The organism is Streptomyces sp. WM6372, from assembly GCF_001279655.1.
GTDB lineage: Bacteria > Actinomycetota > Actinomycetes > Streptomycetales > Streptomycetaceae > Streptomyces.
In genome coordinates, this window is the sequence record NZ_LGDB01000001.1 from 152,487 (window position 1) to 175,767 (window position 23,281).

The window sequence follows — 23,281 nt, forward strand, 5'->3', positions numbered from 1 at the left end:
GGTCAGAAGTCCTTTCAGGCGGCGGTCAGCGGAGGCCGACTCAGATGTCGAGGAACCGAACGTCCTTGGCGTTGCGCTGGATGAAGGAGCGTCGCGCTTCGACGTCCTCGCCCATGAGCACGGAGAACAGGTCGTCGGCCTGGGCCGCGTCGTCCAGGGTGACCTGGCCGAGCACGCGGTGGTCCACGTCCATGGTGGTGACGCGCAGTTCCTCGGCGTTCATCTCGCCCAGACCCTTGAAGCGCTGGATCGAGTCTTCCTTGATCCGCTTGCCGTTCTGCTTGCCGAGCTCGACCAGGGCGTCGCGCTCGCGGTCCGAGTACGCGTACTCGAAGTCGTCCCGGCCCCACTTGATCTTGTAGAGCGGCGGGCGCGACAGGTAGACGTGACCGGCTTCGACCAGCGGCCGCATGAAGCGGAACAGGAAGGTCAGCAGCAGGGTGTTGATGTGCTGGCCGTCGACGTCGGCGTCCGCCATCAGGATGATCTTGTGATAGCGGAGCTTCTCGATGTCGAAGTCCTCGTGCACACCGGTACCGAACGCGCTGATCAGCGCCTGGACCTCGGTGTTCTGGAGGATCTTGTCGATACGGGCCTTCTCGACGTTCAGGATCTTGCCGCGGATCGGCAGGATGGCCTGGTACATCGGGTTGCGGCCGGACTTCGCGGAGCCGCCGGCGGAGTCGCCCTCGACGATGAAGATCTCGCACTTGGTCGGGTCGTTCGACTGGCAGTCGGACAGCTTGCCCGGCAGCGAGGCGCTCTCCAGCAGGCCCTTGCGGCGGGTCAGGTCACGGGCCTTGCGGGCCGCGACGCGGGCCGTGGCCGCCTGGATCGACTTGCGGATGATGTCCGCGGCCTCGACCGGGTTGCGGTCGAACCAGTCGTTGAGGTGCTCGTGGACGACCTTCTGCACGAAGGTCTTGGCCTCCGTGTTGCCCAGCTTGGTCTTCGTCTGGCCCTCGAACTGCGGCTCGCCCAGCTTCACCGAGATGATCGCCGTCAGACCCTCGCGGATGTCCTCGCCGGCGAGGTTGTCGTCCTTCTCGCGCAGCAGCTTCTTGTCACGCGCGTAACGGTTCACCAGACCCGTCAGCGCGGCCCGGAAGCCCTCCTCGTGCGTACCGCCCTCGTGCGTGTGGATCGTGTTCGCGAAGGAGTACACGCCCTCCGTGTACTGCGAGTTCCACTGCATCGCGATCTCGACCGAGAGCATGCGCTCCTTGTCCTCGGCCTCGACGTCGATGACGGTCGGGTGGATGAGCTCGCCCTTGCGCGAGTTCAGGTACTTCACGAAGTCGACGATGCCGCCCTCGTAGTAGTACGTGACGGTGCGCGCGGTGGGCGCCGCCGTGTCCGCCTCGGGGTCGTCCGCACCGACGGTCGCCTTGGCCGACTCGCGCTCGTCGGTCAGCTTCAGGGTCAGGCCCTTGTTGAGGAAGGCCATCTCCTGGAAGCGCCGCGACAGCGTCTCGAAGGAGTACTCGGTCGTCTCGAAGATGTCGCCGTCGGCCCAGAACGTCACGGACGTGCCGTGCTCGTCGGTCTCCTCGTTCTTGGCGAGGGCCGCCGTCGGAGCACCGAGCTTGTAGTCCTGCGTCCAGCGGTAGCCGTCGCGCTTGACCTCGACCGCGACCTTCGTCGACAGGGCGTTCACGACGGACACGCCCACACCGTGCAGACCGCCGGAGACGGCGTAGCCGCCGCCGCCGAACTTGCCACCCGCGTGCAGGACGGTCAGGACGACCTCGACGGCCGGCTTCCCCTCCGACGGCACGATGTCGACCGGGATGCCACGGCCGTTGTCGATGACCCGGACACCGCCGTCGGCGAGGATCGTCACGTCGATGGTGTCCGCGTGCCCGGCCAGGGCCTCGTCGACCGAGTTGTCCACCACCTCGTACACGAGGTGGTGGAGACCGCGCTCACCGGTCGAGCCGATGTACATGCCCGGCCGCTTGCGGACCGCGTCCAGACCCTCCAGGACCTGGATGTTGCTGCCGGTGTACGAAGACTCACCGGCTTCACCGGCTGTGGACTCGTTCTTCTCGTTGGGGTTGCCCGAATCGGCCACGAAGCGCCCTTTCTGGCACAGCACAGGCCGTACTCCGGGCCAGCAGGCATGCAAGCAGGAGCGGCTGCGTCGATCTGCGTTGTCAGCGTTTGTCAGCGAGATCCCGCCCGAAGGCGGGATTGGCTTCAGTCTACCGGTACCACGGACATGAATGGGGGTTTGCCGGTACCTGAGTCCGCATGTGCCGCCCTGAACCTCCTCTCTCCGACTCCCCATATCCGGGAAGGGGCTCAAAGAGGCTCACGCGGGCGTCCAGCGCTTCGGCCTGTCAACCTCCCGCTACCGTGAGGGACGCCACGTGATCCGGGACTATCCGTACGTGTCCCCCGGGCCCGTACTGCCCGGCGCGCGCAGCGGCCCGTACCGCTTCGGGCGCCCGCCCGGGCCCTGGACCTTGATCATCCGGACGGTGCCCTGGCCCAGGTCCGCGTTGAGCCGGGCCACCAGCTGAGGGGCCAGCAGCTTCAGCTGCGCGGCCCAGGCCGAGGAATCACAACGCACGACCAGTTCACGGTCCTCGTACCGGTCCGGTTCACAGTGCGCCGCGATCTCCGGCCCGACGATCTCCGGCCAGCGCTCCATCACGCCCGCGACCGCCATCGGCATCTCCCAGCCGCGCTCGGTGCGCAGCCGGTCCAGCGCCGCCATCAGCGGCATCGGGTCGCGGCCGTCCGCGCGGGCGCCCGAGCGCAGGCCGGGGCGGTGCTTGTTCTTCCCGCCGGCCGCGTTGCCCCGGGCCCGCGCCTGCTCGCGGGCAGCCGCCAGCGCCTGCCGGGCGAGGTCCACGCCCGAGGGCTCGGGGACCTTGCGGGGTTCCGTCGTACGGGGTTCCTTCTCGTCGCCGCTCACAGCCGGGTCACCTCACCGCCGGACACCCCGAACCGGGTCCCCGCCAGCACCCCCGGAACGTCGTCGTCCACCGCCGCCGTCACCAGCACCTGCTCGCCCGGGGCCACCAGCTCCGCGAGCCGCTCACGGCGCCGCGCGTCCAGCTCGGCGAACACGTCGTCCAGGATCAGCACCGGCTCCGCGCCCTCCGAGCGCAGCAGCTCGTACGAGGCCAGCCGCAGCGCCAGCGCGTACGACCAGGACTCGCCGTGGCTCGCGTACCCCTTCGCCGGGAGGTCGCCCAGGCGCAGCAGCACCTCGTCCCGGTGCGGGCCCACCAGGGTCACGCCGCGCTCGATCTCCTGCTTGCGCACCTCGGCCAGGGCCGCCAGCAGCACCTCGTACAGGGCTTCGCGGGTGCGGGCCGCGCCGCCGTCCACGGCGTCCCCGGGCTCGCTGGCGGCCGAGGACTTGTACGCGAGCCCCAGCGGGCCGCCGCCGGGCGCGAGCTGCTCGTACGCCTTGTCCGCGAGCGGCAGCAGCGTCGCGATCAGGTCGAGGCGCTGCGCCAGCAGCTCCGCGCCCGCGCGCGCGAGGTGCTGGTCCCAGACGTCGAGGGTGGAGAGGTCCATGGAGCGGCCGCCGTGCCGGCGGGCCATCGCCGCCGACTTCAGCAGGGTGTTGCGCTGCTTGAGCACCCGCTCGTAGTCCGACCGGACCCCCGCCATCCGCGGCGAGCGGGCCGTGACGAGCTCGTCGAGGAACCGCCGGCGCTCCCCGGGGTCCCCCTTCACCAGCGCCAGGTCCTCCGGCGCGAACAGCACCGTCCGTACGATCCCCAGTACGTCCCGGGGCCTGACCTGCGAGGACCGGTTGATGCGGGCGCGGTTGGCGCGCCCCGGGTTCAGCTCCAGCTCGACCAGCTGCTGGCGCGCGCCGTGGGTGACGGCCGCGCGGATGACGGCGCGGTCCGCGCCCATCCGGACCAGCGGGGCGTCCGAGGAGACGCGGTGGCTGCCGAGCGTGGCCAGGTAGCCGATGGCCTCGACCAGGTTCGTCTTGCCCTGGCCGTTGGGGCCCACGAAAGCCGTGACGCCCGGGTCGAGGGGAACCTCGGCCCGGGCGTACGAGCGGAAGTCGGCCAGTGAGAGATGCGAAACATGCATACGGCGCCGACCTCCCCCGGCTTCCTGCTGCTCTGCTCTGTGATGCGGTGCTGCGGTGCTGCGGTGCGCTCCTGTGGAGCGGTGGTGGAGCGGTCGTGGACTAGGCCTTCTCGACCGCGTGGCCGCCGAACTGGTTGCGCAGCGCGGCGATCATCTTCATCTGCGGCGAGTCGTCCTGGCGGGACGCGAACCGCGCGAAGAGCGAGGCGGTGATCGCGGGCAGCGGCACGGCGTTGTCGATCGCCGCCTCCACCGTCCACCGGCCCTCGCCCGAGTCCTGCGCGAAGCCGCGCAGCTGCTCCAGGTGCTCGTCCTGGTCGAGGGCGTTCACGGCCAGGTCCAGCAGCCAGGAGCGGATGACGGTGCCCTCCTGCCAGGAGCGGAAGACCTCGCGGACGTCGGTGACCGAGTCCACCTTCTCCAGGAGCTCCCAGCCCTCGGCATAGGCCTGCATCATGGCGTACTCGATGCCGTTGTGGACCATCTTCGCGAAGTGGCCGGCGCCGACCTTGCCGGCGTGCACGGCGCCGAACTCGCCCTCGGGCTTGAGGGCGTCGAAGATCGGCTTGACGCGTGCGACGTGGTCCTTCTCGCCGCCGTACATGAGCGCGTAGCCGTTCTCCAGGCCCCACACGCCGCCGGAGACACCGCAGTCGACGAAGCCGATGCCCTTGGCGGCCAGCTCGGCGGCGTGCTTCTCGTCGTCGGTCCAGCGCGAGTTGCCGCCGTCGACGACGACGTCGCCGATCGAGAGCAGCTCGGCGAGCTCGTCGACGGTGGACTGCGTCGCCGCACCTGCCGGGACCATCACCCACACGACGCGGGGGGCCTGCAGGCTGTCCACAAGTTCCCGCAGGCTGTGGACATCGGCAAGGTCCGGGTTGCGGTCGTATCCGATGACGGTGTGGCCTGCGCGGCGGATGCGCTCGCGCATGTTGCCGCCCATCTTGCCGAGACCGACGAGACCAAGCTCCATCAGGTGGTTCCTTAAGCGTTGTGGCCGTCTGTGCCGGGTTCCCCGCAATCACCGGGGGCGCCCAGGCTCCGAGCCTACGCCGGGCGCTGCCGCGGGGCGCCACGGGCGCTCCAGGGAGGGCCGTACGGGCTCCGCCGCGTTCGGGGGCGAACGCCGTCGGGCCCGGCCCCGCGCCAGCGAGACCGGGCCCGACGTACGCGCGCGTCAGCCGGACAGGCGCACCGGCATGATCAGGTACTTGTACGCCTCGTCCGCCTCGGCGTCGACCGCCGGACGGCCGCTCAGCAGCGCCGGCTTGGTGGACGTGGTGAAGCTGAGCTGCGCGGCCGGCGAGTCGATCGCGCTCAGGCCGTCCAGCAGGAAGGTCGGGTTGAAGGCGATGGAGATGTCGTCGCCCTCGAGCTTGGCGTCCACACGTTCCACAGCCTGTGCATCGTCGGAGGAGCCGGCCTCCAGGATCAGCACGCCCTGCTCGAAGCTGAGGCGGACCGGGGTGTTGCGCTCGGCGACCAGGGCCACGCGCTTGACGGCCTCGACGAACGGGGCGGTCTCGATGACGGCGATGGAGTTGAACTCCGTCGGGAACAGCGTGCGGTACTTCGGCAGGTCGCCTTCGAGCAGGCGGGTGGTGGTGCGGCGGCCGGCGCCCTCGAAGCCGATGAGGCCCTCGCCCGCGCCGGAGCCGGACAGCGCCAGGGTGACCGTGTCACCGCTGGTCAGGGACTTGGCGGTGTCCAGGAGCGTCTTGGCGGGCACCAGGGCCACGGCGGAGGCGTCCGGGTTCTCCGGCTTCCACAGGAACTCGCGGACCGCGAAGCGGTAGCGGTCGGTGGAGGCCAGGGTGACGCGGTCGCCCTCGATCTCGATGCGGACACCGGTCAGCACGGGCAGCGTGTCGTCGCGGCCGGCGGCGATGGCGACCTGGGCGGCGGCGGAGGCGAAGACCTCACCGGGCACGGTGCCGGTCGCGGTCGGCATCTGCGGCAGCGCCGGGTATTCCTCCACAGGCAGGGTGTGGAGTGTGAATCGCGAGGAGCCGCAGACCACGGTCGCCCGTACACCGTCTGTGGAAATCTCCACCGGGCGGTTGGGGAGGGCGCGGCAGATGTCGGCGAGCAGCCGGCCGGAGACGAGGACGGTGCCGTCCTCCTCGACGTCCGCCTCGACGGAGACGCGGGCCGATACCTCGTAGTCGAAGCCGGAGAGGGACAGCGTGCCCTCCTCGGCCTTCAGCAGCAGGCCCGCGAGAACGGGCACCGGCGGCCGGGCCGGGAGGCTACGGGCAGCCCAGGCCACCGCCTCCGCGAGTACGTCGCGCTCCACCCGGATCTTCACCGGAACCGCCTCCTGCTGTTGCTCGCTCGTCTGCCGGCCTTCGTTCTCGGCCCGATGCCTCGATGCCCTCGATGGCTCGGAGCCTCGGTGCCGGGCACCAGTCTGACGTACGGCGCCGACAGTCGGTGCTGCCGGAGGTCAAGTCGGGAGCGAGGTGTCGGGGAGGCGTCCCCACCGAGTTGTGCACAGGACCCGCTTGAAAACCGAAACCGGGCTAACTCTCTATGGGGGTAGTAGTAGGGCCTGTGGAAACGGTGGATAAGCCCGTTGTCGCAGGTCAACCCGCGTTTTTTATCCACCGGCCCTGTGGGTGACACCGGTGGACAACACCGTGTGTCTGTGGAGAACGAAAACTTCTGCACAGGCCGTCCCCAGGTGGCCCCGACTACTCCACAGGTGTGTCCCCAGGTTTCCCCCAGTACTCCACAGCCCAAACGTCGACTTCCGTGTGACGGCTTTCACTCCGGGTGGTGACGGGAGGTGGAATGTTGCCGAACAGTGGACAGCGGTGTGGGTAACTCGTCGGATCCTGTGCACAGAGTGCGGGAACCTGTGGGTCGCCGGTGGACAGAGGAGTGGATGACCCTGTGGACGAAGATTCTGTCCACAGCCTGTGGATGACGCTTGCGCACAAATCCACAGGGTCCTGACCAGTGCTGATGGTGCCTCATCCCGCAGCCCTGTGGACAGATTGTGGGCGACGGAAGTGGTCCCCAGCCTGTGGACGGAAGAAAGTCGGGGAATCTGTGGATGAGTTGCTCCACAGGGGGCGTATTCGAACAGACCAGGGGCGCACGGACGAAAGAGGGCGCCCCCGAAGTACCCCGGGAGCGCCCTCTGGAAGCGTTTGGAAGGGCTCAGCCGGGCCCGCCGGCTCGGCTGAAGAGGCCCCCTGGCTGAGCTGAAGAGACGCCTGGCTGAGCTTGAAGAGGCCCCCTGGCTGAGCTGAAGAGGCCCCCGGCTCAGCCGTTCTTGATGCGGTTGGTGAGCTCGGTGACCTGGTTGTAGATGGACCGCCGCTCCGCCATCAGGGCCCGGATCTTGCGGTCCGCGTGCATGACCGTGGTGTGGTCGCGGCCGCCGAACTGCGCCCCGATCTTGGGCAGGGACAGGTCCGTGAGCTCCCGGCACAGGTACATGGCGATCTGCCGGGCGGTGACCAGGACACGGCTGCGCGAGGAGCCGCACAGGTCGTCCACGGTGAGGCCGAAGTAGTCCGCGGTGGCCGCCATGATGTCCGTGGCCGTGATCTCCGGTGCGGAGTCCTCGCCACCGGGGATCAGGTTCTTGAGGACGTCCTCCGTCAGGCCCAGGTCGACCGGCTGCCGGTTCAGGCTCGCGAAGGCCGTGACCCGGATCAGCGCCCCCTCCAGCTCGCGGATGTTGCGCGAGATGCGGGAGGCGATGAACTCCAGTACCTCCGGCGGGGCGTTGAGCTGCTCCTGTACGGCCTTCTTGCGCAGGATCGCGATACGGGTCTCCAGCTCGGGCGGCTGGACGTCGGTGATCAGGCCCCACTCGAAGCGGTTGCGGAGCCGGTCCTCAAGGGTGACGAGCTGCTTGGGCGGCCGGTCGGAGGAGAGCACGATCTGCTTGTTGGCGTTGTGGAGCGTGTTGAAGGTGTGGAAGAACTCCTCCTGCGTCGACTCCTTGCTCGCGAGGAACTGGATGTCGTCGACGAGCAGGATGTCCATCTCGCGGTAGCGCTTGCGGAACGCGTCGCCCTTGCCGTCGCGGATCGAGTTGATGAACTCGTTGGTGAACTCCTCGGAGCTCACGTACCGCACGCGGGTGCCGGGGTACAGGCTCCGCGCGTAGTGCCCGATGGCGTGGAGGAGATGCGTTTTGCCCAGGCCCGATTCCCCGTAGATGAAGAGGGGGTTGTACGCCTTGGCGGGCGCCTCGGCGACGGCCACCGCGGCGGCGTGCGCGAAGCGGTTGGACGCGCCGATGACGAACGTGTCGAACAGGTACTTGGGGTTGAGCCGGGCGGTCGGCTCCAGCGGGCCCGAGGTAGAGCCGCCCGACGGAGACGGGGGCGGCGCGGGCCGGCCGGGCGCCGGGCGCGGGGCCGGCTGCTCGTACTGCTGCTGCTCGTACTGATGGGACTGCTGGGGCTGGCGGGGCTTGTACTGCTGCTGCTCGTACTGCTGCTGGTCGAAGGAGCCCTGCTCGTACCCGCCGGGGTCGGACTGCTGGAGGTAGCCCGGCTGCGGGGAGGCGTACGGATCGCGCTCGGGGAAGCCGCCGAGGCGCGGCTGCTGCCAGCCGTAGTCGTCCTGCTGGCCGCCGCGGGGCCAGGAGCCGGGCTCTGGGCGCGACTGCTGGTAGTCGGGGTAGGCGGGGCGGGCGCTCGGGAGCTGGTCGTCGGAGGACCCGCCGGCGCCGTTGTGGCCTCCGCCGCGCTGGCCGCCGTACGGCTCGTACGACTCGGAGGGCTGCTGGGTGGATGCGGGCAGGGGCGCGGGCTCGCCGGCGGAGTCGTCCACGGTGATCGCGATGCGGATGGGGCGGCCGCATTCACGGCTGAGCGCATCGCTGATCAGCGGGGCGAGCCGGCCCTCCAGGACGCGCTTGCCGTATTCGTTGGGGACGGCGAGCAGCGCGGTGTCGGCGACGAGGGCCAGGGGCTGGCAGCGCTCGACCCACTGCTTGTCCTTGGGCTCGATCGCCTGCTGTCCCTCCCCGAGGAGCTTTTCGAGCACCCTTGGCCACACTGCGGCAAGATCGGCAGGTACGTCAGCCACAGAGCACGCTCTCTCACAGGGGTCCCACGAATGTGTGGTTCTTTGGGACGGTCGGGACAAAAAATCCGGGATCAGACAACGGTAGTCAGGCCGACGGGTACGGTTCAAGTCGTTGTCCACAGCCTGTGCACAGTGTGGGGGCACGTCGCCTCGGTTTGACCGGATGGCGTAGCCGCGCGTACCGTAACGAGGTCGAGTTGTCGATGGCTGCTGCCGCCTGCCTACCGATGGGCGAAGATCACCTTTTGTGATCGTTTAGCGGTGCCACTCGGGCGAACACGCGAGTTTCCTCGTGGGCGCACGGTGACAGCCAGGCGATGTCCCGCCACAACGATTCATTCTCTGGAGCCCCCGAGTGAGCAAGCGCACCTTCCAGCCGAACAACCGCCGTCGTGCCAAGACCCACGGCTTCCGTCTCCGGATGCGTACCCGTGCCGGTCGCGCGATCCTGGCGAACCGCCGCAGCAAGGGCCGCGCCGCCCTCTCCGCGTAACAACGCGCAGGTCGTGACGTCGTGCTGTCTCCCGAAAATCGGCTGAGGCGGCGTGAGGACTTCGCGAGCGCGGTACGCCGAGGCAGGCGGGCAGGTCGCCCGCTCCTCGTCGTCCACCTACGTACAAGCGGTGCAACGGACCCGCACGAGCCGGGGGAGATCGATCCCTCGACGCGTGCGGGTTTCGTCGTCAGCAAGGCCGTGGGTGGTGCCGTCGTCCGTAACCGGGTGAAGCGCCGTTTGCGCCATCTTGTCCGCGAGCGGCTCTCCCAGCTGCCCGCCGGTAGCCTGGTGGTGGTGCGGGCGCTGCCCGGAGCGGGTGACGCCGGTGCCGACGAACTGGCCCGGGACCTGGATGCCGCTCTGACGCGGCTCCTGGGAGGCGTGGCTCGATGAAGTACCCGCTGCTCGCATTGATCAAGCTGTACCAGTGGACGATCAGTCCGCTGCTCGGGCCGGTGTGCCGTTATTACCCCTCGTGCTCGCACTACGGGTTCACGGCCATCGACCGGCATGGTGCGGTGAAGGGGACGGTTCTGACCGGCTGGCGGATCCTGCGGTGCAACCCGTGGTCCGCCGGTGGTGTCGATCATGTCCCACCCCGTAAACGCCCGCGTTGGCACGAGCAGCTGCGCAGTGCGTTGCGTAGATCTCGCAATGCTCAAGGAGCCTGATTAGTGGACACGATTGCCAGTCTGTTCAGCTTTATCACCACGCCCGTGTCGTGGGTCATCGTCCAGTTCCACAGCCTGTACGGCGCGATCTTCGGCCCGGACAGCGGCTGGGCCTGGGGCCTGTCCATCGTGTCCCTGGTGGTATTGATCCGCATCTGCCTGATCCCGCTCTTCGTGAAGCAGATCAAGGCGACGCGTGGCATGCAGGCGCTCCAGCCGAAGATGAAGGCGATCCAGGAGCGCTACAAGAACGACAAGCAGCGTCAGTCCGAAGAGATGATGAAGCTGTACAAGGAGACGGGTACCAACCCTCTCTCCTCGTGCCTTCCCATCCTGGCGCAGTCCCCGTTCTTCTTCGCGCTGTACCACGTGCTCTCGGCCATCGCCAACGGCCAGACCATCGGCGTCATCAACCAGTCGCTGCTGGAGAGCGCGCGTCAGGCGCACATCTTCGGTGCCCCGCTGGCGGCGAAGTTCACGGACAGCGCCGAGAAGGCCGCCTCCCTGGGCGCCTCGATCACGGACGTCCGCATCGTGACCGCGGTCATGATCGTCATGATGTCGCTGTCGCAGTTCTACACCCAGCGTCAGCTGATGCAGAAGAACGTCGACCTCTCGGTCAAGACGCCGTTCATGCAGCAGCAGAAGATGCTGATGTACATCTTCCCGGTGATCTTCGCGGTCATGGGCATCAACTTCCCCGTGGGTGTTCTCGTCTACTGGCTGACCACGAACGTGTGGACCATGGGCCAGCAGATGTACGTGATCAACCAGAACCCGACGCCCGGAAGCAAGGCGCAGGACCAGTACCTGACCCGTCTGCTGAAGTACGTCACCACGCACGGCGAGGTCAAGGGCCGGGGCAAGAAGAAGATCGTCGCGGCGATCGTGGCCAAGGGCCCGGACCGCAACGACAACGAGCGCAAGTTCATCACGGCTCTCTCGAAGCAGGGTCTGGCTGCTCAGGCGGACGGGACCGTGATGAAGAGTGTCGAGGCCACGGCCGACGCGGACGCGGCGAGCGGTGGTGCCGCCAAGCGGCAGCAGCCCAAGCGGCAGACGAAATCGCAGCGCCAGACGCCCCCCAAGCCCTCTTCCAAGAAGTAAGAAGGAGTCCCTCCCGTGACGGAAGGCACCACCACCGCCGCCGCTGAGAGTGGCGACACCCTGACCCGCCTTGAGCAGGAGGGTGAGATCGCGGCCGACTACCTCGAGGGTCTGCTGGACATCGCCGACCTGGACGGGGACATCGACATGGACGTCGAGGCCGACCGGGCCGCGGTGTCGATCGTCAGCGACTCGGCCAGCCGTGATCTCCAGAAGCTCGTGGGCCGCGACGGTGAGGTCCTGGAGGCTCTGCAGGAGCTGACCCGCCTCGCCGTGCACCGCGAGACCGGGGACCGCAGCCGGCTGATGCTGGACATCGCGGGCTTCCGTGCGAAGAAGCGCGAGGAGCTGGCGGCGCTCGGTGCCCAGGCGGCGGCGGACGTGAAGGCGTCCGGTGAGCCGCTGAAGCTGGCTCCGATGACGCCCTTCGAGCGCAAGGTCGTCCACGACGCCGTGGCGGCTGCCGGTCTGAAGAGCGAGTCGGAGGGCGAGGAGCCGCAGCGCTTCGTCGTCGTGCTCCCGGCCTGAAAGCAAGCCTGAGTGTTCGGCCCCGTCTGTGTCGCAGACGGGGCCGAAGTTTGTCAGCCTGGCAGTGCCGGTCTCGGCGGTGCCAGTTCGAGCAGTGCGTTTTTCAACGATCCATGCGGTACGGAAGGACGGTCCCCGTGACGGAGGCAGCGGAGCTTCCCCCGGCGCCTGAAGAGGCGCGCGCGGTGTTCGGCGAGTTTTTCCCGGAAGCTGTGCGGTATGCGGAGCTGCTGGCGGACGCGGGGGTCAAGCGCGGGCTGATCGGCCCGCGTGAGGTACCGCGCCTGTGGGAGCGGCACCTGCTGAACTGTGCGGTGCTCTCGGAGGTGGTGCCCGAGGGCGTCACCGTCTGCGATGTCGGTTCCGGTGCCGGCCTGCCCGGCATCCCGCTGGCTCTGGTGCGGCGCGATCTGAAGATCACGCTGCTGGAGCCGCTGCTGCGGCGGACGACCTTCTTGCAGGAGGCCGTGGAGCTGCTGGGCCTGGACCACGTCACGGTGGTGCGCGGCCGGGCCGAGGAGATGCTCGGCAAGGTGCAGCCGGTGCACGTGGTGACGGCGCGGGCCGTGGCTCCGCTGGACCGGCTGGCGGGCTGGGGCGTGCCCCTGCTGCGCCCGTACGGAGAGATGCTGGCGCTCAAGGGCGACACCGCCGAGGAGGAGCTGGTGGCGGCGAAGACCGCACTGGCGAAGCTGGGTGTGGTGAAGACCTCGGTGCTGCAGGTGGGCGAGGGTGTGGTGGATCCCCTGTCCACCGTCGTCCGGGTCGAGGTCGGAGAAAGCCCCGGCGGGGTGAGGTTTGCGGCCAAGCGGGCTAAGGCGGCTCGTACCAGCCGGACCCGTCGGCGCCGCTGATTTCCGGGGCATTGAGCCCTATAGGTATGGATTTCGGAGTGTCGTAGCGGCGCGAAGACCCAGTCTGGGCACTGTCCGGGCATCGTGTTTCACGTGAAACGTCGCTCTCTGCTGCACGGAATCATCAGCCGCGGCCGTGCGGCTGCGTCCCCTCGTCACCGTAAGGGCGAAGGGGGGACGGAGTTGTCCACAACGGTGGATTCATCCACAGGAGTACGGGCCCCGCTGGTTCGCGACCCGGGTGTCATGGCAGGCTCTGTTCATCGCGAGCCTGATGTCGAGGAGAGTGACACCGTGCGGTCCGACGCCAACCTCGCGGGGCCGATGGCCGACCCGGTCCCCGGTCCCCGCTCTGAATCAGCGGGCGACGATGTTTCACGTGAAACATCGTCGCCCCTTGTAGACAACGACACGCCCATCGGCCGTGCCGCCCAGCTGGCGGTCGAGGCGCTGGGGCGCGCCGGCGAGGGGCTGCCCCGCCCGGCGCAGACACGGGTCATCGTGGTCGCCAACCAGAAGGGCGGCGTGGGCAAGACCACCACGACCGTGAACCTGGCGGCCTCATTGGCCCTGCACGGCGCGCGGGTCCTCGTGGTCGACCTCGACCCGCAGGGCAACGCGTCCACGGCGCTCGGGATCGACCACCACGCGGATGTGCCCTCGATCTACGACGTGCTCGTGGACAGCCGGCCGCTGCTGGAGGTCGTCCAGCCAGTGGTGGACGTGGAGGGGCTCTTCTGTGCTCCGGCCACGATCGACCTGGCGGGTGCGGAGATCGAGCTGGTGTCCCTGGTGGCTCGCGAGAGCCGGCTCCAGCGCGCCATCCAGGCGTACGAGCAGCCGCTGGACTACATCCTGATCGACTGTCCGCCCTCGCTGGGGCTGCTGACGGTGAACGCCCTGGTGGCCGGCGCCGAGGTGCTGATCCCGATCCAGTGCGAGTACTACGCGCTGGAGGGTCTGGGCCAGCTGCTGCGCAACGTCGACCTGGTACGGGCCCACCTGAACCCGGCGCTGCACGTGTCGACCATCCTGCTGACGATGTACGACGGCAGGACCCGGCTGGCCTCGCAGGTGGCGGAGGAGGTGCGCACCCACTTCGGCAAGGAGGTGCTGCGCACGAGCATCCCGCGTTCGGTGCGCATTTCCGAGGCGCCGAGTTACGGCCAGACGGTGCTCACCTACGATCCGGGTTCGAGTGGTTCTCTTTCCTATCTGGAAGCTGCGCGTGAGATCGCGCTGCGGGGGGCCGGAATTTCGTACGACGCCCAGCACGCCCATCTGGGCGCGGGCATGAACAGCACGCAGAGTGTGGCGGAGGGGATCCAGTGAGTGAGCGACGTAGGGGTCTGGGGCGGGGGCTCGGCGCGCTGATCCCCGCCGCTCCCCAGGAGAAGACGCCCCCGGTGATCGGTGCCGGCTCGACGTCTCCGTCGGCGGTGCCGATGTTGCCTTCGGAGCGCGGGGTCGCGGCGGCGAAGCTGGCTTCGCTGGCGCAGGCCGATGTTTCACGTGAAACATTGACTGCGGTTGCAGTGGCGGATGAGCCGGAGGCGGTGGAGCCCGAGGCCAATGTGGTGGCCGGGGCGACCTTCGCCGAGCTCCCGATGGACTCGATCACGCCGAACCCGCGGCAGCCCCGTGAGGTGTTCGACGAGGACGCGCTGGCGGAGCTGGTCACCTCCATCCAGGAGGTGGGTCTGCTCCAGCCGGTGGTGGTGCGGCAGTCGGCTCCGGGCCGCTACGAGCTCATCATGGGTGAGCGTCGCTGGCGGGCCTGCCGGGAGGCCGGGCTGGAGCGCATTCCGGCGATCATCCGGGCGACGGACGACGAGAAGCTGCTGCTGGACGCGCTGCTGGAGAACCTGCACCGGGCGCAGCTGAACCCCCTGGAAGAGGCGGCCGCGTACGACCAGCTGCTCCAGGACTTCAATTGCACGCACGACCAGCTGGCGGACCGGATCGGGCGTTCGCGGCCGCAGGTGTCCAACACGCTGCGTCTGCTGAAGCTCTCGCCGCCGGTCCAGCGCAGGGTGGCCGCGGGTGTGCTGTCTGCCGGACATGCGCGGGCGCTGCTGTCGGTGGAGCACTCCGAGGCCCAGGACAAGCTGGCGCACCGGATCGTCGCCGAGGGCCTGTCGGTGCGTGCGGTCGAGGAGATCGTCTCGCTGATGGGCTCGGAGCCCGAGGGTCCCGTGAAGCCGAAGGGTCCGCGGGCCGGCGCCCGGGTGGCTCCCGCGCTCAGTGAGCTGGCGACGCGGCTGTCGGACCGGTTCGAGACGCGGGTGAAGGTGGATCTGGGCCAGAAGAAGGGCAAGATCACCGTCGAGTTCGCCTCGATGGAGGATCTGGAGCGGATTCTGGGGACGCTGGCGCCGGGCGAGGGCCGGGTACTGGAGCAGGGTCTGTCCGGGGAGTGACTCCCCGGCCGCCGAGGGGCGGATCGTGCCGGTGCGAACCGGCGCGGTCCGCCCTTTGCCTTGTTGCGGTTTCGCCTGATTCGGGCTGTGGATACGATGCGCTCATGGGGCGTCGGTTGGTACCACTCACGCTGGACAACCTTCAGGACCTGCCTCGGCGTTGCCGGTCCTGTGTGTTCTGGGAGTTGGATCCCGTCAGCGGTGAGGCCGCCGTGAAGGCGGGGACTCCGGCGCTGGAGAAGGAGGCGTGGATCTCCGCCGTCCTGTTGGAGTGGGGTTCGTGCGGCCGCGTGGTCTACGTGGACGAGGTCCCGGTGGGGTTCGTGCTGTACGCGCCGCCGGCGTACGTGCCGCGGGCCACGGCTTTCCCGACGAGCCCGGTGTCCCCCGATGCGGTCCAGCTGATCACGGCGTGGATCATGCCGGGCTATCAGGGTCAGGGCCTGGGACGGGTGATGGTCCAGACGGTGGCCAAGGACCTGCTCAGGCGCGGGTTCCGGGCGATCGAGGCGTTCGGGGACGCGCGCTGGGAGGGCCCGGCCTGCCTGCTGCCGGCGGACCACTTGCTGGCCGTGGGCTTCAAGACGGTGCGGCCCCATCCCATCCATCCGCGACTGAGGCTGGAGATGCGTTCGACGCTCTCGTGGAAGGAAGACGTGGAGCTCGCGCTGGACCGGCTGCTCGGTGCGGCACGCAAGGAACCCGCGCTGCGCCCGCTGTGATGTGCGAACGGGGCCGCCCCTCAAGGGGGCGGCCCCGTTTCACGTGAAACACTCCCGGCTGCCGCCGGGTGGAGCTTCGAGCCGTCAGACCGTCGGCTTGATGGTCACGAAGGGGTCGAGGTCACGCAGGATGGCGGCCTTCGGCTTGGCGCCCACGATGGTCTTCACGACCTCGCCGCCCTGGTAGACGTTCAGGGTCGGGATGGACATGACGCCGTACTTGGCGGCCGTGTCCGGGTTCTGGTCGATGTTGAGCTTGACGATCTCGATCTCGTCGCCGTACTCGGCCGCGATGGCCTCCAGGGACGGGGCGATCTGGCGGCACGGGCCGCACCATTCGGCCCAGAAGTCCACCAGGACAGGCTTGTCGCTGTTCAGGACCTCGGCGTCGAAGTCGGCGTCGGTCACGTTCTTGAGGGTGCCGGCCACTGCGGCCTCCTAATTCTTTCCTGCGGGGTGTGGGGTGTGGGGATGAGCGAGGGGTCAGACCGTCGCGTGCGCCTTTTCGGCGTCCGCGAGGGCGGAGAGGAAGCGCTCGGCGTCCAGGGCCGCGGAGCAGCCGGTGCCCGCGGCGGTGATGGCCTGACGGTACGTGTGGTCCACGACGTCGCCCGCGCCGAACACGCCGGTGAGGTTGGTGCGCGTCGAGGGGGCTTCGACCTTGAGGTAGCCCTCCTCGTCGAGCTCCAGCTGGTCCTTGAACAGCTCGGTGCGCGGGTCGTGGCCGACGGCGATGAAGAGGCCCGTCACGGGGAGCTCGGAGGTCTCACCGGTCTTGGTGTTGCGCAGGGTGAGGCCGGAGAGCTTCTGCTCGCCGTGGATCTCGGCGACCTCGCTGTCCCAGGCGAACTTGATCTTCGGGTCGGCAAAAGCGCGGTCCTGCATGGCCTTGGAGGCGCGAAGGGTGTCGCGGCGGTGCACGATGGTGACGGACTTGGCGAAGCGCGAGAGGAAGGTGGCCTCCTCGATCGCGGTGTCGCCACCGCCGACGACGGCGATGTCCTGGTCCTTGAAGAAGAACCCGTCACAGGTGGCGCACCAGGAGACACCGCGGCCGGACAGGGCGTCCTCGTTGGGGAGCCCGAGCTTGCGGTGCTGGGAGCCGGTGGTGACGATCACGGCCTTGGCGCGGTGCACGGTGCCGGCGGTGTCGGTGACGGTCTTGATGTCACCGGTGAGGTCCACGGACACGACGTCGTCCGGGACGAGCTCGGCGCCGAAGCGCTCGGCCTGGCCGCGCATGTTGTCCATGAGGTCCGGACCCATGATGCCGTCCTGGAAGCCGGGGAAGTTCTCGACCTCGGTGGTGTTCATCAGCGCGCCACCTGCGGTGACCGCGCCTTCGAAGACCAGCGGCTTGAGCGAAGCGCGTGCGGTGTACAGGGCGGCGGTGTAGCCGGCCGGCCCGGAACCGATGATGATCACGTTTCGTACGTCGCTCACGGGTTTCTTCCTCGTCTCTGTGGACTGCACGCTGCTTGCCGAAGGGGCCGTGTGTTGTCTCACCCCACCCAACGGATCCTACGGCGCATGCATTCCCGGTCCGCTCCCTCGCGGTCCCGAAGGTGTCAGCTTCGAGGATATGTCCTGGTCAGCAATGGTTTGTCGGGGATGGTCGACGGGGTGTTCGTGCACCCGGTGCCCACGAGGTAGGCGTCCACCCGGGCCGGGTCGCCGGGGTGCGGCAGGACGAGGAGGTAGACCTCGGCGCCCTGGTAGCTGCCTCGTTCGGCCGCGAGCGGGGTGTCGGGGCGCCCGGTGGCGTCCTGGACACAGGCCGGCACGGAGGAGGTGGTCGTGCGGTTGCCGTCACCGGGAGCCAGGCCCGGCGAGGGCGTGGTGTTCTCCAATCCGTACGTGTTGTTCGGCTGTTCCTCCTGCGGGGCGATCTTCGGGCCGGGTCCGGAGGCCAGGAGTCGGTGCACGTTGTCCTGGAGGCCCTGCGCGGTGTACGTGCCGTCGACGGGGGCCTCGGCCGTCGCGCTCGTCGCGGATTTGCGGGCGGCGGTGTCCGGGGAGCCGGTCCCGAGCAGGTTGCCCGCGAGGAAGATCCCGAGAGCGCAGGCAGCCGCTCCGGCCAGGCCGGCGATGACGGCGATCCGGCGGCGGGCGCGACGGCGCCCGGGACCGGTTGCTCCGGCCGGGTGGCCGGCGGGCCGCCCCATGCCCGGACCGGAGGGCGCGGCGGGCGATGTTTCACGTGAAACATCGGAGGCCGGGACGGGCTCCGCCCGGGGTGCGGTGGAGTCGAGGAGGGCTTCGGCGGCGAGGGCCGCGTCGATGCGCCCGGCGATGTCGGAGGGCATCCGGGGCGGCCCCGGCAGGGTGCCGAGGAGCCCTCGGATCTCTTCCAGGGAGGCGTGGACGTCGGCGCACAGCGGGCAGTCGCCCAGATGGCGGCGTACCTCGGCGGTCCGGACCGGGGAGAGGAGCCCTTCGGTCAGGTCGGAGATCTCCGAGACGTCAGGGTGCCGGATCGTGCCGGTTGTGGGAGTCACGTTCGTCCACCTCCGCCCTTCACCGTGTCTGCGTCTGGGGCTGGCTGACTGGGGTCTGCCGCTGGTGGGACGGATGTCCCCGGCGTCCGGTTCCTTCCCCGCTCGGCGGCGGTGTTATCCCCGGCATTCGAGCGCAGATGAGTGAGCATCGGCAGGAGTTTCGCCCGGCCGCGCGCACACCGGCTCTTCACGGTGCCGGTGGGGACGTCGAGGACACGGGCTGCCTCGGCGACGGGGTATCCCTGCATGTCGACGAGGACCAGGGCGGCCCGCTGCTCGGCCGGGAGCGTGCCGAGGGCGGCCAGGAGCTGCCGGTGGAGGTCCTGGCGCTCCGCCGGTGCCTCGGCGGACTCGTGGGGCTCCAGGAGGCGCTCCAGGCGCTCCGTGTCGTCGAGGGGCGAGGTCCTGCGGAAGGCGGCCTTGCGGGCCCGGTCGAGGCAGGCGTTGACGGTGATGCGGTGCAGCCAGGTGGTGACGGCCGATTCACCGCGGAACGTGTGGGCGGCCCGGTAGGCGGAGACGAGGGCGTCCTGCACCGCGTCGGCGGCTTCCTCGCGGTCGCCGAGGGTGCGCAGGGCCACGGCCCACAGCCGATCGCGGTGGCGCCGTACGAGCTCCCCGAAGGCGTCGGGATCACCGGCGACATGCAGCGCCAGCAGCTCCTGGTCGCTCCGGTCGTCTCCCGTGGCTGAGTGCATCACACCTCCCCTCCGGAAGGGAGCGTACGGGTCGGGCGGGCTGAATACGAGGGACCGCTGCGCAGTTGGCGCAGCGGTCCCGTATCCGTGGCGGCCGGGGCCTATTCGGTGGTGCCGAGCACCTTGATCTCGTTGATGCCGCCCCGGAAGCCACCGGTGCCGTCCGAGGGCACTTCGATGACGTGGACCAGCACGTAGCGGGTACGGATCGGGGTGTCGAGCGTGGCCTGGAGCTTCTTCTGGGCCGTCTCCGGCTTCGTGATCGCCTGACTGAAGTCGGAGAACGAGTCCGGGGAGGAAGCCTCCGGGGCCGCGGCACGGACCTGGACCTTCTGTCCCGGCACGCTCAGCTCTATGTCGACTTCCGACACGTTCTGCACACTGCCGAGGTCGACGATGATGCCGCTGCCGTCCATGCGTCCGGTCAGGTTTCCGAAGTTGGCGTATCCCTCGTACCGGGGGGTGATCCATCCGGTGTCGGGGTTGTTGTCGACGGTCTTGTCGCTGTCCTTGGTGTTCACACCCTCCACACCTCCGTAGGCGATGACGGAGGCGTGCTTGATGGTGAGCGGCTTGCCCGGTTCCTTGTTCTTCGGGGCGTCCTCGGTGTGCTGATTGGGCTGCGAGTTCCCCGAGCCGGCGTTGTTGCGTCCCAGCAGGGTGTCGGCGAGCTGCCAGCTGCCCAGGCCGAGGGCGGCGATGAGCAGGGCCGCGACACCCCACTTGAGGACCCGGCCGGTACGGCTCTGCAGCGGGGGCGGCGGAGGCGGGACAGCGCGCGTCGGGGCCGTGGGCGCGCCGGGCGGCATGGGCCGGCCGTAGCTGCCCTGCTGATAGGTGGTGTGCTGGTACTCCGGCGGAGCCGTGAAAGCGGGCTCCGGCGGCCGGATGCGGGGCATCGCGGCGACGGCCTTCGCCAGTTCCTCCGGGGTGGTGCAGGGCGGCTCCTGCCGGGAGGCGGTGGCCCCGTCGTTGGCGAGGGCGCGCATGGCGAGCTCCCCCAGCCCCCGGTGCACTCCGGCACGGACCTGGTCGGGCGCGATCAGGCCGACGCCCTTGGGCAGGCCGGTCAGCCCGTACGCGTCGTTCTCGTAGGGCCAGCGCTGGGTCAGGGCGGCGTACAGCAGGGCGCCGATGGCCTCGGTGTCCGCGCGCTGCGGGGTGTCGCTGGTGATGCCGCGCAGGGCGGCGTTCACGGCGAGCCCGCGGATGCGGTACTGGCCCGTGGAGGTCCGCAGTATGGCGCTGGGCGTCAGCCGCAGGTGGGCGAGGCCCTCGCGGTGTGCGGCGGCCATGGCCTGGGAGACCTGGGTGACGAGCTGGTAGGCCTCGTGGGGCTCCAGGGGACCCGCGGCGAGGACCGCGGTCAGCTCGGTGGCGTCGGGCAGCCACTCGTGGACGACGTAGACGAGGTCGTTCTCCTCCACGGCATCGAGGACGTGGACGAACCGCGGGTCGCCGAGCAGCGCGGAGGAGCGGGCGGCGGCCAGGACGGCGCGGGCCCGGGGGTGGTCGGCGGGCAGCAGGTGGACGCCCACGGCGCGGCGGAGCTTCTCGTCCATGGCGCGCCAGCTGCTGAATCCGTCCAGACGGGTGACGCACTCTTCGAGGCGGTAGCGCCTGGCGAGCTTGTGGCCGCTGTGGAGTTCGGGGGCGGCAGCAGGGGCCGCTTTTCTGCGTTCGCCGTCCTTTTCGGGCATGGATCCGTCCGCGGCTCGTCCGTTCTGGGTGTCCACCCCGTCGGCCGTGGCCTTCGCCGCATCTGCGGCGGGCGGCTTGTTGCCGCCGTTGTCGGCCACGTCGACGGCAGCCGTGCTACGTTCCGCCACCGTCGTTCCTGCCTCCCCATCCGTTACGCGCTGTCGGCCAGTCTGCGAAGCCATGCCAATTGTGCCCACAGTCCGGCGCTATGCACGACACGCGAAGGGGTCCGACGGTTGTGCGCATCAGCGACCCATGCGGCCGCGGACCATTCCGACCATGGCGTTGAGCTCTTCGATGCGCATCCGCTTGGCCGCCACGACGAATACGGCGGCCAGTGCGACACCGCCGGCGGCCAACGAGGCGAGGGAGCCGGTGACTCCGCTGCCGAGCCACTGGGTGACTGCGTAGGCGGCCGCGCCCGCCACGGCGGCCGCGGGGACGCAGGCACCGGTGAGGCGGGCGTAGGTGCGCATCACGTGGGCGCCGTCGAGGTCGCCGCCCAGCCGGGTGCGCAGGCGCCGCCAGGCGACACCGACGCCGACCGTGTAGCCGAGGCCGTAGGCGGCGGCCATGCCCACGACGGCCCAGCGCGCCGGGAGCACGAAGAACGCGGCGGTGGAGACGGCCGCGTTGACGCCGGCGACGATGACCGTGTTGTAGAAGGGCGTCCGGGTGTCCTCGTAGGCGTAGAACCCGCGCAGGACGACGTACTGGACGGAGTACGGGATGAGTCCGAGGCCGAAGGCCATCAGGACGTAGCCGATGTTCTGGGCTCCGGATCCGGAACCGGCGTACAGCAGCGTGGCCATCGGGACGCCGAGGGCGAGGAACGCGAACGCGCAGGGCACGATCGCGACGGCCGAGGTGCGCAGTCCGTAGGAGATGTCGTCGCGGACGGCGGCGGCGTCCCCGTCGTGGGCGGAGCGGGAGATGCGCGGCAGCACGGCCGTCATGACGGAGACGGTGATGATGGCCTGCGGCATCTGCCACAGCAGCAGGGCGTAGTTGTAGGCGGTGATGCCGGTGCCGGGGTGGCCCTGCTTCTCCGCGACGGATCCGGCCCAGGTGGCCAGCTGCGTCACGACGACGAGGCCGATCTGGTTGGCCAGGACGAAGAAGAACGTCCACTTGGCCAGGCGGGCGGCCTTGCCGAGGCCGTGGCCCCGCCAGTCGAAGCGCAGGCGCGGCCTGAAGCCGGCGTCGCGCAGGTAGGGCAGCATCGCGAGGGCCTGGACGGTGAGGCCCAGGAGGGTGCCCAGACCGAGCAGGCGGACGCCCTCGGGGGTGACGGTGGTCGCGCTGACACCGGAGGTGGTGAAGCCGCCGAAGGCCCAGATGAAGGCGCCGAACGTGGCGATGACGACGATGTTGTTGAGGACGGGGGTCCACATCATCGCGCCGAACCGGCCGCGTGCGTTGAGGATCTGACCGAGGACCACGTGCACGCCCATGAAGAACATGGTCGGCAGGCAGTAGCGGGCGAAGGCGACCGCGACGTCCATCTGCTGGGGGTCGGACGCGAGCTTCGGCGACATCATCGTGATGAACACCGGCGCCGCGAGGACGCAGATCGTGGTGATGGCGGCCAGCAGCACGACGACGAGCGTCAGGAGGCGGTTGGCGTAGGCCTCGCCCCCGTCGTCGTCCTGCTTCATGGCCCGTACCAGCTGCGGGATGAAGACGGCGTTGAGCGCGCCTCCGCCGACCAGCACGTAGATCATCGTCGGCAGGGTGTTGGCGATCTGGTACGTGTCGTTGAACGTGCCGACGCCGATGGCACCGGCGATGACGAGGGTCCGCAGGAAGCCGGTGATGCGGGAGACGATCGTGCCCGCGGCCATGACGGCGCTGGACTTGAGGAGGCCCGAGGCGCGGCCGGCGGGCTTGCTCGGCGCCGGGGCGGCGACGGGGACGTCCTCCACCGGGGTGCCGGGAGCGCCCTGCTGGTCCCGGTAGAGGTGCGCGAAGGCGTCGGGCTCGGGCTTCTCGTCCGCCGCCTTGGTGACCAGGGAGTCCACGCCGACGAACTGGGTGGTCGTCGCGTGGTCGCCGTAGGGCAGGTGCCGGGAGGGCCCGTCCGGCTCGGGCGGCGGGGTCTGGGCCCAGACCTGCGGGTCGGGGGCGTGCGCGGGCGCCTGCGGGGCCGCGTAGAGCGGTCCGGGCTCCTGGTAGGTGCCGGGCGGCGGCGGAGGGTGCGAGGCCCGGTCGTAGAGGACCTCGGCGACGGGGTCCTGGGCCGACAGGTCCTGGGACCGGTACGGATCGTAGTCGTAGGCGTCCTGGACGTACGGGTCACGGTCCGGCGCGGGCGCAGGCACGGGGACCTGCCCGGCCACCGGGGTGCCCGGGGCAGCGCCCTGGTAGGGCGCGGGCCCACCAGTGCCCTGCGCGCGGTCACCGTCGTACGGCGCGTTCATCGAAACCCCACCTCATCGTCCCCAGGCCGACCGGCCACGG

General features: G+C 69.5%; 21 protein-coding genes. 9 read left to right on the top strand and 12 right to left on the bottom strand.

Annotation, left to right across the window (positions count from 1 at the left end; genetic code table 11):
• Nucleotides 1-40: 40 nt before the first annotated feature.
• From gyrB to dnaA, 6 genes are all read right to left on the bottom strand, one after another.
• Nucleotides 41-2,098, bottom strand: coding sequence for a DNA topoisomerase (ATP-hydrolyzing) subunit B (gyrB, locus tag ADK52_RS00740; RefSeq protein WP_053687838.1), 2,058 nt, complete (start codon nucleotides 2,096-2,098; stop codon nucleotides 41-43).
• A 285-nt stretch (nucleotides 2,099-2,383) separates the two neighbouring features.
• Nucleotides 2,384-2,923: a DUF721 domain-containing protein gene (locus tag ADK52_RS00745; protein WP_053687839.1), complete on the bottom strand. Its 540-nt coding sequence runs from the start codon at nucleotides 2,921-2,923 to the stop codon at nucleotides 2,384-2,386.
• On the bottom strand, nucleotides 2,920-4,068 hold the full coding sequence (gene recF, locus ADK52_RS00750) for a DNA replication/repair protein RecF (RefSeq protein ID WP_053687840.1): 1,149 nt from the start codon (nucleotides 4,066-4,068) through the stop codon (nucleotides 2,920-2,922). Before recF ends, ADK52_RS00745 begins: the two co-directional genes overlap by 4 nt.
• Nucleotides 4,069-4,168: 100 nt before the next feature.
• The gene (gene gnd / locus ADK52_RS00755) at nucleotides 4,169-5,044 is read right to left on the bottom strand and encodes a phosphogluconate dehydrogenase (NAD(+)-dependent, decarboxylating) (protein ID WP_053687841.1); all 876 of its coding nucleotides are present in this window, start codon (nucleotides 5,042-5,044) and stop codon (nucleotides 4,169-4,171) included.
• 204 nt (nucleotides 5,045-5,248) lie between these two features.
• The gene (dnaN, locus tag ADK52_RS00760; protein WP_030153167.1) at nucleotides 5,249-6,379 is read right to left on the bottom strand and encodes a DNA polymerase III subunit beta; all 1,131 of its coding nucleotides are present in this window, start codon (nucleotides 6,377-6,379) and stop codon (nucleotides 5,249-5,251) included.
• A 962-nt stretch (nucleotides 6,380-7,341) separates the two neighbouring features.
• Nucleotides 7,342-9,270 carry a chromosomal replication initiator protein DnaA gene (gene dnaA / locus ADK52_RS00765; protein WP_420714764.1) on the bottom strand — a complete coding sequence of 643 codons (1,929 nt, stop codon included), beginning with the start codon at nucleotides 9,268-9,270 and terminating at the stop codon, nucleotides 7,342-7,344.
• Between the two features lie 211 nt (nucleotides 9,271-9,481).
• Here dnaA and rpmH point away from each other — a divergent pair, with 211 nt between their 5' ends.
• The 9 genes from rpmH (at nucleotide 9,482) to ADK52_RS00805 (ending at nucleotide 15,924) form a co-directional block, all read left to right on the top strand.
• On the top strand, nucleotides 9,482-9,619 hold the full coding sequence (gene rpmH, locus ADK52_RS00770) for a 50S ribosomal protein L34 (protein WP_018547628.1): 138 nt from the start codon (nucleotides 9,482-9,484) through the stop codon (nucleotides 9,617-9,619).
• 21 nt (nucleotides 9,620-9,640) lie between these two features.
• A complete protein-coding gene (gene rnpA / locus ADK52_RS39435) occupies nucleotides 9,641-10,015 on the top strand; it encodes a ribonuclease P protein component (protein WP_078621799.1) in 375 nt (124 codons plus the stop codon).
• Nucleotides 10,012-10,293, top strand: a complete 282-nt coding sequence (gene yidD / locus ADK52_RS39440) for a membrane protein insertion efficiency factor YidD (protein WP_078613072.1) — start codon at nucleotides 10,012-10,014, stop codon at nucleotides 10,291-10,293. The genes rnpA and yidD overlap by 4 nt, the downstream gene beginning before the upstream one ends.
• A 3-nt stretch (nucleotides 10,294-10,296) precedes the next feature.
• A complete protein-coding gene (yidC, locus tag ADK52_RS00780) occupies nucleotides 10,297-11,400 on the top strand; it encodes a membrane protein insertase YidC (protein WP_053687844.1) in 1,104 nt (367 codons plus the stop codon).
• A 15-nt stretch (nucleotides 11,401-11,415) separates the two neighbouring features.
• Nucleotides 11,416-11,928: a protein jag gene (locus tag ADK52_RS00785; protein WP_030153171.1), complete on the top strand. Its 513-nt coding sequence runs from the start codon at nucleotides 11,416-11,418 to the stop codon at nucleotides 11,926-11,928.
• 113 nt (nucleotides 11,929-12,041) lie between these two features.
• Nucleotides 12,042-12,782, top strand: coding sequence for a 16S rRNA (guanine(527)-N(7))-methyltransferase RsmG (gene rsmG / locus ADK52_RS00790; RefSeq protein WP_037835282.1), 741 nt, complete (start codon nucleotides 12,042-12,044; stop codon nucleotides 12,780-12,782).
• Between the two features lie 246 nt (nucleotides 12,783-13,028).
• Entirely contained in the window at nucleotides 13,029-14,114 is a 1,086-nt protein-coding gene (locus tag ADK52_RS00795; RefSeq protein WP_078987772.1) for an AAA family ATPase, read from the top strand.
• Nucleotides 14,111-15,202, top strand: coding sequence for a ParB/RepB/Spo0J family partition protein (locus tag ADK52_RS00800; RefSeq protein ID WP_078987774.1), 1,092 nt, complete (start codon nucleotides 14,111-14,113; stop codon nucleotides 15,200-15,202). The genes ADK52_RS00795 and ADK52_RS00800 overlap by 4 nt, the downstream gene beginning before the upstream one ends.
• A gap of 104 nt (nucleotides 15,203-15,306) precedes the next feature.
• Complete coding sequence (locus ADK52_RS00805; RefSeq protein ID WP_053687845.1) at nucleotides 15,307-15,924, top strand: GNAT family N-acetyltransferase; 618 nt, start codon at nucleotides 15,307-15,309, stop codon at nucleotides 15,922-15,924.
• A gap of 84 nt (nucleotides 15,925-16,008) precedes the next feature.
• On the opposite strand, the gene trxA is transcribed toward ADK52_RS00805, so the two are convergent.
• From trxA to murJ, 6 genes are all read right to left on the bottom strand, one after another.
• On the bottom strand, nucleotides 16,009-16,353 hold the full coding sequence (gene trxA, locus ADK52_RS00810; RefSeq protein WP_053687846.1) for a thioredoxin: 345 nt from the start codon (nucleotides 16,351-16,353) through the stop codon (nucleotides 16,009-16,011).
• Nucleotides 16,354-16,407: 54 nt separating this feature from the next.
• Complete coding sequence (trxB, locus tag ADK52_RS00815; RefSeq protein WP_053687847.1) at nucleotides 16,408-17,367, bottom strand: thioredoxin-disulfide reductase; 960 nt, start codon at nucleotides 17,365-17,367, stop codon at nucleotides 16,408-16,410.
• 125 nt (nucleotides 17,368-17,492) lie between these two features.
• On the bottom strand, nucleotides 17,493-18,422 hold the full coding sequence (locus ADK52_RS00820; RefSeq protein WP_053687848.1) for an anti-sigma factor family protein: 930 nt from the start codon (nucleotides 18,420-18,422) through the stop codon (nucleotides 17,493-17,495).
• Nucleotides 18,419-19,120, bottom strand: coding sequence for an RNA polymerase sigma factor SigM (gene sigM, locus ADK52_RS00825; RefSeq protein WP_053687849.1), 702 nt, complete (start codon nucleotides 19,118-19,120; stop codon nucleotides 18,419-18,421). Before sigM ends, ADK52_RS00820 begins: the two co-directional genes overlap by 4 nt.
• Nucleotides 19,121-19,221: 101 nt before the next feature.
• The gene (locus ADK52_RS00830; RefSeq protein ID WP_053687850.1) at nucleotides 19,222-20,949 is read right to left on the bottom strand and encodes a protein kinase family protein; all 1,728 of its coding nucleotides are present in this window, start codon (nucleotides 20,947-20,949) and stop codon (nucleotides 19,222-19,224) included.
• Nucleotides 20,950-21,066: 117 nt separating this feature from the next.
• Complete coding sequence (murJ, locus tag ADK52_RS00835) at nucleotides 21,067-23,241, bottom strand: murein biosynthesis integral membrane protein MurJ (RefSeq protein ID WP_053687851.1); 2,175 nt, start codon at nucleotides 23,239-23,241, stop codon at nucleotides 21,067-21,069.
• Nucleotides 23,242-23,281 lie beyond the last annotated feature (40 nt).